Below are 14,261 nucleotides of genomic sequence, written 5' to 3' on the forward strand. Positions count from 1 at the left end.
TCACCTACATCTTTTCCATATTGAATGTCATGCTTTCAATCACTTCAACCAAGGTACGTGCCGTGTCAAGTGATGTCAGGCATGGAATACCGTTCTCTACAGATTCCCTTCTGATCCTGAATCCGTCCCTTTCAACCTGCTTTCCTTTTGTCATTGTGTTGATCACGATCTGCACGCTGCCGTTTTGGATATCCTTAAGCAGACTATTTTCCTTTTCCCGCACCTTATCGACGGTGATGCAGGAAATGCCGCGTGACTCAAGCGCCTTTCCGGTCCCTTCCGTAGCCATTATCCTGAATCCACATTGCGACAGTCTCTGGGCGAGTGCCACTGCTTCTTCCTTATCCTTATCCGCCACAGTGAAGAGAACGGTGCCATGGTCCTTGACTTCCAACCCGCTTGCTGCCAGTGCCTTATACAATGCTTTGTTCAAGCTCATATCCTTGCCCATGACTTCACCAGTCGATTTCATTTCCGGTCCAAGTGTGATGTCCACATTCTTCAGCTTACTGAAGCTGAAGACCGGTGCTTTGACGTGATAACCGTCCTGGAATGGCGCCAATCCCATCGGGTGTCCAGTATCCTTCAAGTTCACTCCCAGTATCGCCTTCATGGCAAGGGCGGCCATCGGCACTTCAGTGATCTTGCTCATGAACGGTACCGTCCGGCTGGCGCGCGGGTTCACTTCGAGGACATACACTTCACCGTCAGCGATAACGAACTGGATGTTGATGAGTCCTATTGTCTTCAGTCCAAGCGCCAATTTTACCGTATAGTCCTTAAGCGTATCGATCTCTGTTTCGCTTAGTGTAACAGGTGGATAGACCGCGATAGAATCTCCAGAATGCACGCCGGCTCGTTCGATATGTTCCATGATTCCAGGGATGATGACATTTTCACCATCACTGATCGCATCCACTTCTATCTCCTTGCCCGTCAGATAGCGGTCTATCAGAACCGGGTGCTGCGGTGAAGCCTTGACGGCATCACGCATGTAATTTTTCAGTTCTTTGCTGCTGTGGACGATCTCCATCGCACGGCCTCCTAAGACATAGCTCGGACGGACGAGAACCGGATAGCCGATCAGTTCAGCGTTTTCAAGCGCCTCCTGTTCGTTCGTGGCAGTCTTGCCGAGAGGCTGGGGCACATCTATATCGCGCAGCAGTGCCTCGAAGCGTTTCCTGTCTTCGGCGCGGTCCAGATCATCAAGGGATGTGCCGAGGATCTTGACCCCTGCTTCTTCCAAGCCGTCAGCCAGATTGATGGCCGTCTGGCCACCGAACTGGACGACTACGCCTCTTGGCTGTTCCAACTCGATGATGTTCATGACATCCTCATGGGTCAGCGGTTCAAAGTACAGTTTATCGGATATTGAGAAATCCGTGGAGACAGTCTCGGGGTTATTATTGACGATTATCGCTTCATAACCGGCTTCCTGGATTGCCCATACTGCGTGGACGGTGGCGTAGTCGAACTCCACACCCTGTCCGATTCGGATCGGACCGCTTCCAAGTACGATTATCTTTTCCCTGGTGCTGACCGCTGATTCATTTTCAAGTTCGTAGGTGCCATAGAAATATGGAGTGTTGGACTCGAATTCAGCCGCACATGTATCGACCATCTTGTAGACCGGCATGATGCCTTCCTGTCTGCGGATGCCGAAGACTTCCTCTTCCTCCATATTCCAGCGGTGTCCGATGACCTTATCGCTGAAGCCATAGGTTTTAGCCCATTTGAGATGATCAAGCGACCCTGGGTTCTCCTTCAGCTCATGCTCTATTTCGATGATGTGTTCAAATTTCCTCAGGAAGAATAGATCTATCTTCGTCCATTCATGGATGGTCTTCTTATCTACGCCCCGCCTTAATGCCTCACCGATATAGAACAGTCGTTCATCACTCTGCTTCTTTATCATGTCGTTGATGTAGTCCAGTTCGAATTGGTCTCCGTTAGGCAGCCCGAGGTGATGGACGCCGTATTCCAAGGAACGGATTGCCTTCAGCAGGGACTCTTCATATGTCCGCCCGATAGCCATGACTTCACCGGTGGCCTTCATCTGGGTGCCGAGTTTCCGTTCTCCCTTTTCGAACTTATCGAACGGGAAGCGCGGAATCTTCGACACTACATAATCAAGGGTCGGTTCAAAGGCAGCATAGCTTGTACCCGTCACCGGATTGATCATTTCATCAAGCGTCATGCCGATGGCGATTTTTGCCGCAAGTTTTGCGATCGGATAGCCGGTTGCCTTGGAAGCAAGGGCGGATGAGCGCGATACCCGCGGGTTCACTTCGATGATGTAGTAGTCGAAGGAATGGGGGTCGAGTGCAAGCTGGACGTTGCATCCCCCTTCTATCCCCAGCTCGCGTATGACGTTGAGCGACACGTCCCGGAGCATCTGATGCTCTTTATCGGTCAATGTCTGGGTCGGCGCGACGACGATGGAATCTCCGGTGTGGATGCCGACGGGATCGATATTTTCCATATTACAGACGACAATCGCATTGTCGTTCGAGTCACGCATGACTTCATACTCTATTTCTTTGAATCCTGCGATCGATTTTTCCACAAGACACTGCCCGACAGGAGAGTATTTCAATCCGTTTGCGACAATCTCATTCAAGTCCGCATCGTTATGGCAGATGCCTCCGCCTGTCCCGCCCATTGTGAATGCAGGACGTACGATGAATGGATACCCTACACGCTCTTGGAATGTTTTGGCTTCTTCAAGCGTTGTAATGATATCCGAATCCGGTACTGGTACTTCCATCTGATTCATCAGCTGTCTGAAAAGATCCCGGTCTTCTGCCTGCTTGATGGATTCGAGTCTTGTGCCGAGCAGTTCCACCCCATTTTCCTCGAGGATGCCCAGACGATCGAGCTCGACCGCCATATTCAGACCAACCTGTCCGCCAAGTGTCGGCAATAGTGCATCCGGCTGCTCCTTGCGGATGATCCTGGCGATGAAGTCCGGCGTCAGAGGCTCGATGTATACAACATCAGCTATCTCCTTATCCGTCATGATGGTTGCTGGGTTGGAGTTGACGAGAATGACGCGGTACCCCTCTTCCTTCAATGCCAGGCACGCTTGGGTGCCTGCGTAATCGAACTCTGCAGCTTGGCCGATGATGATCGGACCGCTGCCGATGACCAGAATTGTTTTTATATCTTGACGTTTAGGCATGGTTGGCCTCCTTTTGTTTCATCAATTCCACAAATTCCTCGAACAAGTATTCAGAGTCATGGGGACCTGCGCCCGCTTCCGGGTGGAACTGCACCGAGAACGCCGGGTACTCAATGTGGCGCAGTCCTTCTATCGTCCTGTCGTTGAGTGCCAGGTGGGTGACTTCTAGGCCTGTACCGACCAGTGAGGCACCATCTATCGAAAAGCCGTGGTTCTGTGAAGTGATTTCAATCTTTCCGGTGGCCAGATTCTTAACTGGATGGTTGCTGCCACGGTGGCCGAACTTCATTTTATATGTCGAAGCGCCACATGCGATTCCGAGTATCTGATGGCCAAGGCAGATTCCAAAGAGCGGGATGCCAAGGAGTGCCTTGACGGTCTTGACCTGGTCGGGTATATCGGCCGGGTCCCCAGGACCATTCGACAGCATTATGCCGTCAGGTCTCATCTCGATGATTTCATCCGCCGTTGTATCGTGCGGTACGACCGTCACGTCACAGTCGAGTGCATTCAGCTGTCTGACGATGTTTTCCTTCTTGCCGTAATCTATCAGCACCACCCGCGGGCCGGTACCTGTGGAGATATACGGATTCTTGGTGGATGCCCGCTTTACCTGGTCGGTCCTGAAGGAGGAGTGCTGCAGAAGCTCGATCAGGTCTTCGTGATAGGCCTCATCTGTAATCACTGCCTTCATGACCCCGCCATCCCTTAGTTTCCTTGTGATGCTGCGCGTATCGATGCCGCTGATTCCTGGTATATCATGTCGCTTCAGGAATGTATCCAGCGTCTCCGTCGTGCGGAAGTTAGATGGGTCTGTACAAGCTTCCCTTACAACAACCCCCCTAGCCGTCGCCTTCAGAGATTCGTTGTCTTCTATATTGACGCCCGTGTTGCCGATCAGCGGATAGCTGAAGGTGATGATCTGATCGGTATAGGAGAGGTCAGTGATGACTTCCTGAGCGCCAGTCATGGCAGTGTTGAAGACGAGCTCGCCTTCTGCTGCCTTATTGGCGCCGAAAGGATACCCCTCATATACGGTACCGTCTTCCAAAACAAGATATCTTCTCTCTTTAATCATCATGCTTCCCCCTTATAAGTGATGATTCCATCGACGATTGTCATATAGATGTCAGAAGTCAGTTCAATTCCGTGGAATGGCGTGTTGCGTGCTTTTGATAAAAATTTTGACTTGTCTAGGACGTACGTCTTATTGAGATCTATGATCGTGATGTCGGCGGCTCTGCCGACTTTGAGCGCTCCCATCTCAAGTCCAAACACTTCCGCTGGCTTGACTGTCAACCAATCGACCAGCTGCTGCAGTGTGAACACGCCTGTCTTGACAAGCTTTGTATATAGGAGCTGGAATGCATTCTCACTGCCGGTGATGCCAAAAGGTGCCGTTTCCATGCCGACGGACTTCTCTTCCTCTGCGTGTGGAGCGTGATCTGTGGCAATGAAGTCTATAGTCCCATCCTTCAGGCCTTCAATTAGCGCATGACGATCTTCCGCTGCTCTGAGTGGTGGGTTCATCTTGAAGTTCGGGTCATCCTCCTTGATGTCCCCTTCGTCAAGCACCAGATGATGTGGCGTCACTTCCGCTGTCACCCGGATGCCTGCTCGTTTGGCGTCCCGTATGACCCGCACACTTTCTTTGGTGCTTACATGACAGACGTGATAATGGCAGCCCGCCGCTTCCGCCAGTAGCACATCGCGTGCAATTTGTACGGATTCGGTCACTGATGGAATCCCATTTAATCCCAACCTTTGGCTGACTCCGCCTTCATGGACTGCTCCGCCGTGGATCAGTGTATCCTCTTCAGTGTGGGCGACTATAGCCATATCTGTACGGGCAGCCTCCTTCATTGCCCGAAGCATCATATCGGCACTTTGGACACCAACACCATCATCTGTGAAGGCAAATGCACCGGCAGCTTTAAGTGCGTCAAAATCGACCAGTTTCTTGCCGAGTTGCCGTGTCGTAATGGACGCATAAGGCAGCACCTTTACATTGGCGCTTTCTTCAATCCGCCTGTTGATATCGGCCATCGTCTTTTCGTTGTCTGGTACAGGGCGTGTGTTCGGCATTGGGCATACTGCAGTGAATCCCCCGCGTGCTGCAGCACTTGTGCCGGTTTCAATCGTCTCCTTATGCTCACCTCCGGGTTCCCTCAAGTGAACGTGGACATCGACGAAACCTGGCGTGATGAGCTTGCCGCTACAATCGATGACCTCATCCCCCCGCTCGATCTGAGGGGCCATGTCAACTATCTCTCCCCCGTCAACAAGGATGTCCATCCTAGTCTCCCCATTTTCCGTCACCACTGTGCCATTCTTCAAAAGTACTGTCATTACCCTTCACTCCTAAGTATGTCTTGTATTACACTCATGCGCATGAATACACCATTATTCATCTGCTCGAAAATGACTGATTGTGGGCTTTCTATCAAACGCCCATCTATTTCAACGCCGCGGTTGACTGGTGCAGGATGCATGATTATAGCCCCCTGCTTCATCTTTTGATACCGCTTCAGGGTCAGCCCGTATTGGTTATGGTAGCTGCGTTTCGTAAAATCCGTCTGATCGCCATGGCGTTCGTGCTGGACACGCAGCAGCATGATGACGTCACATGATTCCACCGCGTCATCGAAATCCATGTACTCCCCATCCATCTCAGGGTCGCGCCATGCTTCCGGTCCACTGAAAACGACCGTAGCACCAAGCTTCTCGAGTGCCTGCTGGTTGCTGCGGGCCACTCTACTGTGTGATATATCACCAGCCATGACCACCTTCAGCCCTTCAAAAGTACCGAATCTATCATATATCGTCATCAAGTCGAGGAGCGACTGGGTCGGATGTGAGCCGCTGCCATCGCCGCCATTGATGATTGGGATCGACAGGCCATCCAGATCGTCATAGTAGGCGGTCATGGCGTGGCGTACGACGAGTGCATCACATCCTATGGCCTCCATGGTGCGGCAGGTGTCGTACAGTGATTCCCCCTTAAGCACCGAGCTGTGGTCCGCATTGAAGGGGACTGAGTGGATGCCGAGCCGGCTTTCTGCCATTTCGAAACTGGCCTTGGTCCGTGTGGAAGGTTCAAAGAACAGGTTGGAGATATACTTTTTTTCCTTAAATGGTTCAAAATTTCCGCCCTTTATCGCCTGGGCGCGTTTGATGAGCCGCATGATATCGTCAGTCTGCAGGTGTGTCATCGACAGCAGGTTGTCCATCATCAACAGGCACCTCCTTAGGTAGTATCGCATTCAACAGTATCCCTGCAACAGCCGCAAGCGCCATCCCTTCAAGGTTGAAAGGTATATTGCCGATCGTGAAATCAAGGTGCGCTTTCCCGATTCCTACAACAAGGATTACAGAAGATATGACCAGATTGCGTTTTGAATCCAAGTTCACCTGCTCATCAATAAGCATCCTCAAGCCGCTTGAGGCGATGATGCCGAACAGTAGGATCGATACCCCGCCCATGACGGGGGTCGGTATGCTCTGGACAATGGCTGTGAACTTTCCTATGAAGCCGAGTATGACTGCAAGAACACCCGCTCCTCCGATGACCCACACGCTGAATACGCGTGTAATCGCAAGCACTCCGATGTTTTCCCCGTAGGTTGTAGTCGGCGGTCCTCCAATCAGGCTTGAGAACATCGTCGAGATGCCGTCTCCAACCAGTGAGCGGTGTAACCCGGGTTTTTTGAAGAAGTTGCGTCCGACGATCTTATTGATGACCATCTGGTGGCCGATGTGCTCGCTCACTGTGACGAACACGATCGGCAGCATGACGGCCATAAGCCCGAGGTTCCAGGTCGGATTGTATGAAACGAATGGAAGATGGACGTCAGGCAGCATGAACCAGCCTGTCTCCACAATCTGGGTGAAATCGACGATGCCCACCAGTACAGCTGTAATGTATCCACCGATGATGCCAATCAGGATGGGGATCAGGGAGAGCACCCCGCGCAGGAATATTGAAGCGCAGATGGTGATGATGAGCGTCACCGCAGCTACAAATATGTAGAGCATGCTGTAGCCTTCCCGATTGCCCGAATCCGTATACATCGCCATATCGACCGCGACCGGTGCGAGCCCGAGCCCGATGACCATGATGACTGGTCCGACGACTACCGGAGGCAGCAGGTTCATCAGCCAATCGATGCCGAACCCTCTTATCGCAATGCCGATTATGATATAGAGTACTCCGCTGAAGAATAGTGCTGTCAGTACCTCACCTAGACTATTTGCCCCAAGTGCAATTGTAATGGGCAGTATGAATGCGAAGCTTGAACCGAGGTATGCCGGTATCTGTCCTTTCGTAATGAGTATGTAGAGCAAAGTGCCGATGCCGCTTGCTATCAGAGCCGCGGATACCGGCAGCCCCGTCAAGTACGGCACAAGCACCGTGGCACCGAACATTGCAAATAGATGCTGGGAACTGAGCATCAGCCATTGGGCAGGCTTTGGCTTATCCTGTACATCCAATATCGGGGAGACACTTTTCGAGTAGATTTCTTCTGGCGATTTTTTGGTCTGCATTTCAGCCGTCCTCCTGTTATCTGCTTAATAGAACTTCGTTGACTGCGTCATGCTCCTCTAGATGGACATCTATCTTCTCTTCTTTGGCAGTCGGGATATTCTTGCCTACAAAATCTGCCCGTATCGGCAGTTCCCGGTGCCCCCGGTCGATCAGTACAGCCAAGGAAATTTTTGAAGGCCTGACTTCATTCAGTATCGCATCCATCGCGGCGCGGATTGTCCGTCCCGTAAAGAGCACATCATCGACGATGACCACATGCTTGTCATCGAGTGACACTCCGATGTCTATGGCACTGCCTGCGCGTTCTTTCTTCCTGTCATCACGATAGCCTGTTATATCGATCGTCCCTGTCGGTATCTCCACACCGTCTATCTCGGTAATTTTCTTTTGAAGACGTTCCGCAAGATACTCCCCGCGCGTTTTGACCCCAAGGAACACCAGTCCTTTAGTCCCTTTATTATGCTCGAGTATTTCATGCGACATGCGGGTAAGCGAGCGTGTAATCTGCGATTCGTCAAGTATCGTCCGTTTTTCCATTTAAGTCCTCTCCTTTAAAAATATATAAAAAATACTCATGTCCAAAGACATGAGTATACACGTATCCTGATAAATATACACTTATCCCTAAGTGTACCCGGTTATATCACGTCTTTGAAGCCTCACGGGACTCCTTTTAAAGACATTCATATTCACTTTTCTTCAATAGTCTAGCCTTAATACAGAGTGAAGTCAAGCATTAATCTGATAAAGGTGTCAATGTTTCCAATACATCTTCGAATGGTTCAGGCAACGAATCGTTGAATTCCATATACTCCCCACTTGTTGGATGGATGAATCCGAGCGTCCCTGCATGCAGCATCTGCCCGTCTGTATTCAACGTCTTCCTCGGGCCATATTTCGGATCACCGACGAGCGGATAGCCGATATATTTCATATGGACACGGATCTGGTGGGTCCGGCCCGTCTCGAGGATGCATTCGATCAACGTATACCCTTCATATCTTTCCAGCACATTAAAATGCGTTGTGGCGTCCCGTCCAGAATCAATGACCGCCATTTCCTGGCGTTCCTTCGGATTTCTGCCGATCGGCGCTTCAATGGTGCCCTTATCATGTGGGATGGTACCGTGTACAAGTGCCACATACTTCCTGGTGACGCTTTTATCGACGAGCTGATCGACCAGTGCGCGATGGGCCACATCATTCTTTGCGACCATCAGCAACCCGCTCGTATCCTTATCGATGCGATGCACGATGCCGGGCCTCAACTCGCCATTTATACCAGAGAGGTCATCAAGCTGAAACATCAGGCCATTGACAAGCGTTTCCGAATGGTGTCCGGCAGCAGGATGGACCACCATGCCCTTTGGCTTATTCACAACGGCTACATCATCATCCTCATAGAGGATTTCGAGGTTCAAGTTCTGTGGGGAGATATCCGCCTCCACAAGCTCGCGGGGGTGGACTATGATGACATCATCGGTCTTGACCTTATAGTTCGGCTTGACGGCCTCACCGTTTACTTCAACAAGTCCATCCCGGATCCTGCCCTGCATATCACTGCGTGAAGTGTCGTCCAGTTTTTCTGACAGCAGCCTGTCGATCCTTTGGCCACTATCCATTTCATTTGCTTTAATTTCCTGCATCCGTGTCACCTTTTCCTATTATAAAGAATTCCAAGATCATCAATATTACACCAATTGTGAGTGCACTATCAGCAATGTTGAATATCGGGAAATCATAGAACACGATCAGCACATCGATGAAGTCCACTACTTCCTGGAATAATATACGATCGATGAAGTTTCCGAGGGCGCCGGCCAGCAGCAAAGTGAGCGCAAGCTGCAGCAGGGTGTTCCCTTTCGCTTCCTTGACATAAACGTAGACCAGTATGCCCAGAACCAGCAGCGTCACCAAGTAGAAGAACAGCATCTGGCCCTGGAACATGCCCCATGCTGCTCCGCTGTTGCGGTGAGAAGTCAACATGAAGTACTTGCCGAGGACTGGAATGGATTCCCCTTCCTGCATACCAGTCACGACAAGATATTTCGTCAGCTGATCGATTGCCAGTACAGCTAGGCCAATCAAGCTCATTGGAATGATTCTATATGATTTCATAACGGCCCCCTAGAGCTGATCCACCACTTTGCGGCAACGTGGACAGATGTCGTCTTCGCCACCATCGATGGATGGCGCTGTAGAATAGTTCCAGCAGCGCTCACAACGTGTGCCTTCAGCATGTACGACTTTGACTTTGATATTATCATACTGTTTACCATCTTCAAGTGACTCTACAACTTCCACTTGAGAGACGATGAAGAGCTGTTCGAGACGGCCATTGATGTCAGAATAATTCATACCGTTCGGCTGGGTGACATATACTTTCGCTTCAAGTGACTTGCCGATGACCTTGTCATTACGGGCTTCTTCAAGTGCCTTCAGCACATCATCCCTGACATCCATGAAATGCTTCCATTTTGCAGTGAGTGCCGTATCGACTTCTTTCGCCTCAGGCAGGTACTCGAGGTGAACACTTTCCATTTCGGTATATGGAGTATGCTGGTAGATCTCTTCAGCCGTGTGTACCAGAACAGGTGCAAGCAGACGGTTCAATCCAGTCAATATGGCATACAGTACTGTCTGCATGCTGCGGCGTATATGGGCATCCTGTTTCTCTATATAGAGGATGTCCTTACCGTAGTCGAGATAGAAGTTCGACAAGTCGACATTGATGAAGTTCTGGAGGGACTGGTACATGGTGACATAATCATAACGGTCATAACAGTCTCGCATCAGGTTCACCATTTCGTTGAAGCGCTGCAACATGAACTGATCGACTTCCTTCAATTCATCATAGGCGATTGCATCCGTTGAAGGATTGAAGTCAGATACGTTGCCTAGCAGGAAGCGGAAAGTATTCCTTATTTTCCGGTAGACTTCGGACACCTGCTTCAGGATGTCATCTGAAATTCTGACATCTTCCTCAAAATCAGAAGACATGACCCACAGCCTGATGATGTCTGCCCCCATTTGTTTCATGATCTTCTCTGGCAGGATGACGTTGCCGAGGGATTTGGACATCTTCTTGCCTTGGCCATCCATGACGAACCCATGGCTTAGGAGTTCTTTGTAGGGCGCGATGCCTTTAGTTGCCACACTGGTGATGATTGAGGAGTTGAACCAGCCACGGTATTGGTCGGACCCTTCGAAATAAAGGTCCGCCGGGTATGTCAAGTTATCACGTACTGTCAGCACACCGCGATGGGTGGAGCCAGAATCGAACCAGACATCCATTATATCCTTTTCTTTTGTGAATTCACCATTTGGCGAACCTTCATGTGTGAAGCCTTCAGGCAGGAGGTCTTTTGCATCCCACTCGAACCAGATGTTCGATCCATGCACTTCAAACAACGAGGCAACATGCTCGATGGCTGTTGCATCAACTATTTCCTGTCCATCTTCCGCATAGAAGAACGGCAATGGTACACCCCACACACGCTGGCGGGAAATCACCCAGTCACCACGGTTTTTAATCATGTTGTACATGCGTTTTTGGTTCCATTCCACTTGGAATTCAGTGTCCATGACCGCCTGGAGGATATCTTCACGGACATTTTTGATTGATGCGAACCACTGCGGGGTCGCCCGGAATATAACCGGTGTTTTAGTACGCCAGTCATGCGGATAAGAGTGCGTATAGAAGCCGAGCTTAACCAGGGCACCTGCTGCTTCAAGGTCCTCCGTGATCACTTTATTGGCGTCATCATAGAAAAGTCCTGAATACTTGCCCGCTTCATCCGTGAAGACACCTTTATCGTCTACAGGACTGATCACATCGAGTTCATATTTTTGGCCGATGATGAAGTCATCATCACCATGTCCAGGGGCCGTATGGACACATCCTGTACCTGCTTCTGTTGTGACATGTTCACCCAGCACGACAAGGCTTGTGCGGTCATATAGTGGGTGTTTGGTTGTGACGTATTCCAGCTCGGAACCTTTGATTTCTTTTGTACGCGTCACTTTATCCTTATCGAATTCAACTTCCTCACAGAAATGATCGAGCAGCGCTTCAGCCACCACATATTCCTGACCTTCATAATTGATTTGGACATAGTTCAACTCGGGATGTACTGCAATGCCTGAATTGGATGGAATCGTCCATGGCGTCGTTGTCCAGATGACCATCTGGACGCCCTCATCAAGTATGCCTTTGCCATCAGCCACATTAAAGCCAACATAGATTGAAGGAGAGCGCTTATCCTTATATTCAAGCTCCGCTTCTGCCAATGAAGACTCACTGACCGGGGACCAGTAGATTGGTTTTTTCCCCTTATAGATAAGACCCTTCTCGACCATATCCTTCAACACACGGATCTGTGCGGCTTCAAATTCAGGTTTATAGGTGACATAGGGGTTGTCCCACTCGCCATCGATCCCCATGCGTTTGAAGCCTTCACGCTGCTGATCGATCTGCGTGTCGGCAAACTCGATGCATTTGTTTCTGAATTCTTCGATCGACATGCTTTTACGATCGACACCTTTATTGGTGAGTGCCTGTTCTATCGGCAGTCCATGCGTGTCCCAACCGGGTACATATGGTGCGTAGTAACCGCGCATCTGCTTATTGCGGATGATGATATCCTTGATGATCTTATTCAAGGCATGTCCCATGTGCAGAGCACCATTGGCGTAAGGCGGGCCATCATGGAGCACATAAGGGGTGTTTCCTTCATTGAGTTTCAATTTCTTCTCATAAAGATTTTGTTCTTCCCATTTCTTCTGCATTTCCGGCTCTTTGTTTACAAGGCCGCCACGCATTTTGAACTTGGTCTTCGGCATGAGCAGTGTATCTTTGTAGTCCATTTTCCAAACTCCTTTTTCTATTTGGTAGATGATTTAAAAAAACTCTGGGCCAATGTCAATAGGGGCGAAATTCTCCGCGGTACCACCCTGATTGACTCTGGTCCAGAGTCCACTCGTCACAGTCATTAAAATACATCATTAGTGATTTCAGAAGCATCTTATGTGCCGGGGCTCCCACCATCCCCCGGTCGCTGTATCCATAATGCATGCTTCCCTGTCTAACAATACTATTATTATGCTAAATATCCTTCAATACGTCAACACATCATTATTCCTGGTTGCGTTCTGCATCCTCCAGATCATCGACACGGTGTTCCTGATTTTTCTCAAAATCGAGCAGGTAATCCCAGTCATCCGATTGCAGCAGGTCGAGCTGTGCCTCCACGAGCATCTTGAACCGTGCACGAAAAATTTTGGATTGCCTCTTCATATCTTCTGTCTGGCTGGCGATATGCCGGGCTCTGGCAAGCGCATCATCAATGATGCGTTCGCGTTCAGCTTCCGCAGCTCGGACGATTTCTTCTGAACGCGCCTGTGCAGTGCGCTTCGCTTCATCCCCTGCCCGCTGCGCCGTCAAGATGGCTTCGTTGATGCTTGTTTCGACGGTCCTGAAACTGTTCAGATTCTCTTCCTTTTCATCGAGCATGCCTTCTAGCTGCTTGATCTTCTCATCGCGACTGTCGATTTCAGACTGCATTGCCTGTAGATGCTCTCTTACTTCTCTTTCATCCAAACCACGGTAAACTGTTGGAAATTTACGATTCAGAGCTTCTTCTCTATCCATTTTCTTCACCTCAATTGACTAATACCCTACCCGTCCCTATATATCCGGGCCATAAGACGATATTTACCTTTTTTTGTTTCAGCAATTATTGATGTAATCTTAAAACGACCGAAATGCCGGACAGAAATGATGTCACCGGATTCGACCAGGAACGCCGGACTGGAAGTCAGGGTGTGGTTCACCTTCACCTTGCCTTTTTCCACGCGTTCCTTGGATTTTGAGCGCCCTTCACCGACGGCTTCTGAAATGATTGCGTCCAATCTGAAGGATGAGACGAGCATATGTTTATCTTTTCCTTCATCAACTGCTTCCATGAACGCGGCGTGCGGCACATCGTTAAGTGTGACTGGTGCATTTTTGATCCTCTCAAGCCCCTGTTCGAAGACTTGACGATACGGTGCTGCATAAGCGAATTGAATGCGGTCTGAAACGACTATATCACCAATCAGTGAACGGTCGACTCCAACTTTCATAATGGCGCCGAGGATGTTGCGGTGTGTAAGATTGACGAATTTTTGGGGATAATCGACTTCAAAGATGCCAATTTCAAATTCTTCAGGCGTGACTTCCAGAAATTCCGGAATAATCATCGCCCTTTGACGCTCGCGTTCACCTGGTCCACCATAAAACTCTACGTACAGATCGGGGTGACGCCCAGACAGACTCTCGACAATCAACCGCTCCCTCGGATCTAAAAAATCGAGGAGTACCGGATAATAATCCCTCGCAGCAATCTCGAACTTGCCATTGAAATACGTTATTTTTTCATATTCTTCTTTTCTGAAATGCTGGTAGACTTCCTTCAATCCAGAGCCCCTCCTGTAGAAATATCGGAAACGCCCTCATGATAATCATCGGGAAACGATTAGATCATAAGGGCGTCTG

General features: G+C 49.8%; 11 protein-coding genes. All 11 read right to left on the reverse strand.

Going from position 1 to position 14,261, the window contains the following annotated elements; genetic code table 11:
* Nucleotides 1-4: 4 nt before the first annotated feature.
* The gene (gene carB / locus ACFFLE_RS10110) at nt 5-3,181 is read right to left on the reverse strand and encodes a carbamoyl-phosphate synthase large subunit (RefSeq protein WP_380571682.1); all 3,177 of its coding nucleotides are present in this window, start codon (nt 3,179-3,181) and stop codon (nt 5-7) included.
* Nucleotides 3,174-4,256, reverse strand: a complete 1,083-nt coding sequence (gene carA / locus ACFFLE_RS10115; RefSeq protein ID WP_380572125.1) for a glutamine-hydrolyzing carbamoyl-phosphate synthase small subunit — start codon at nt 4,254-4,256, stop codon at nt 3,174-3,176. The genes carB and carA overlap by 8 nt, the downstream gene beginning before the upstream one ends.
* A gap of 2 nt (nt 4,257-4,258) precedes the next feature.
* The gene (gene pyrC, locus ACFFLE_RS10120) at nt 4,259-5,530 is read right to left on the reverse strand and encodes a dihydroorotase (RefSeq protein WP_380571685.1); all 1,272 of its coding nucleotides are present in this window, start codon (nt 5,528-5,530) and stop codon (nt 4,259-4,261) included.
* Nucleotides 5,530-6,411 carry an aspartate carbamoyltransferase catalytic subunit gene (locus ACFFLE_RS10125; RefSeq protein WP_380572127.1) on the reverse strand — a complete coding sequence of 294 codons (882 nt, stop codon included), beginning with the start codon at nt 6,409-6,411 and terminating at the stop codon, nt 5,530-5,532. Before ACFFLE_RS10125 ends, pyrC begins: the two co-directional genes overlap by 1 nt.
* A complete protein-coding gene (locus tag ACFFLE_RS10130) occupies nt 6,374-7,726 on the reverse strand; it encodes a uracil-xanthine permease family protein (RefSeq protein WP_380571687.1) in 1,353 nt (450 codons plus the stop codon). The genes ACFFLE_RS10125 and ACFFLE_RS10130 overlap by 38 nt, the downstream gene beginning before the upstream one ends.
* A 16-nt stretch (nt 7,727-7,742) precedes the next feature.
* Entirely contained in the window at nt 7,743-8,264 is a 522-nt protein-coding gene (gene pyrR, locus ACFFLE_RS10135; RefSeq protein WP_380571689.1) for a bifunctional pyr operon transcriptional regulator/uracil phosphoribosyltransferase PyrR, read from the reverse strand.
* 199 nt (nt 8,265-8,463) lie between these two features.
* Nucleotides 8,464-9,372 carry an RluA family pseudouridine synthase gene (locus tag ACFFLE_RS10140; RefSeq protein ID WP_380571691.1) on the reverse strand — a complete coding sequence of 303 codons (909 nt, stop codon included), beginning with the start codon at nt 9,370-9,372 and terminating at the stop codon, nt 8,464-8,466.
* On the reverse strand, nt 9,359-9,844 hold the full coding sequence (gene lspA, locus ACFFLE_RS10145) for a signal peptidase II (protein ID WP_380571693.1): 486 nt from the start codon (nt 9,842-9,844) through the stop codon (nt 9,359-9,361). The genes ACFFLE_RS10140 and lspA overlap by 14 nt, the downstream gene beginning before the upstream one ends.
* A gap of 9 nt (nt 9,845-9,853) precedes the next feature.
* On the reverse strand, nt 9,854-12,592 hold the full coding sequence (gene ileS / locus ACFFLE_RS10150; RefSeq protein ID WP_380571695.1) for an isoleucine--tRNA ligase: 2,739 nt from the start codon (nt 12,590-12,592) through the stop codon (nt 9,854-9,856).
* Between the two features lie 268 nt (nt 12,593-12,860).
* Nucleotides 12,861-13,376 carry a DivIVA domain-containing protein gene (locus ACFFLE_RS10155; RefSeq protein WP_380571697.1) on the reverse strand — a complete coding sequence of 172 codons (516 nt, stop codon included), beginning with the start codon at nt 13,374-13,376 and terminating at the stop codon, nt 12,861-12,863.
* 26 nt (nt 13,377-13,402) lie between these two features.
* A complete protein-coding gene (locus ACFFLE_RS10160; RefSeq protein ID WP_380571699.1) occupies nt 13,403-14,182 on the reverse strand; it encodes a YlmH family RNA-binding protein in 780 nt (259 codons plus the stop codon).
* Nucleotides 14,183-14,261: the final 79 nt, after the last annotated feature.

This window comes from Salinicoccus siamensis (genome assembly GCF_042429615.1).
GTDB lineage: Bacteria > Bacillota > Bacilli > Staphylococcales > Salinicoccaceae > Salinicoccus > Salinicoccus siamensis.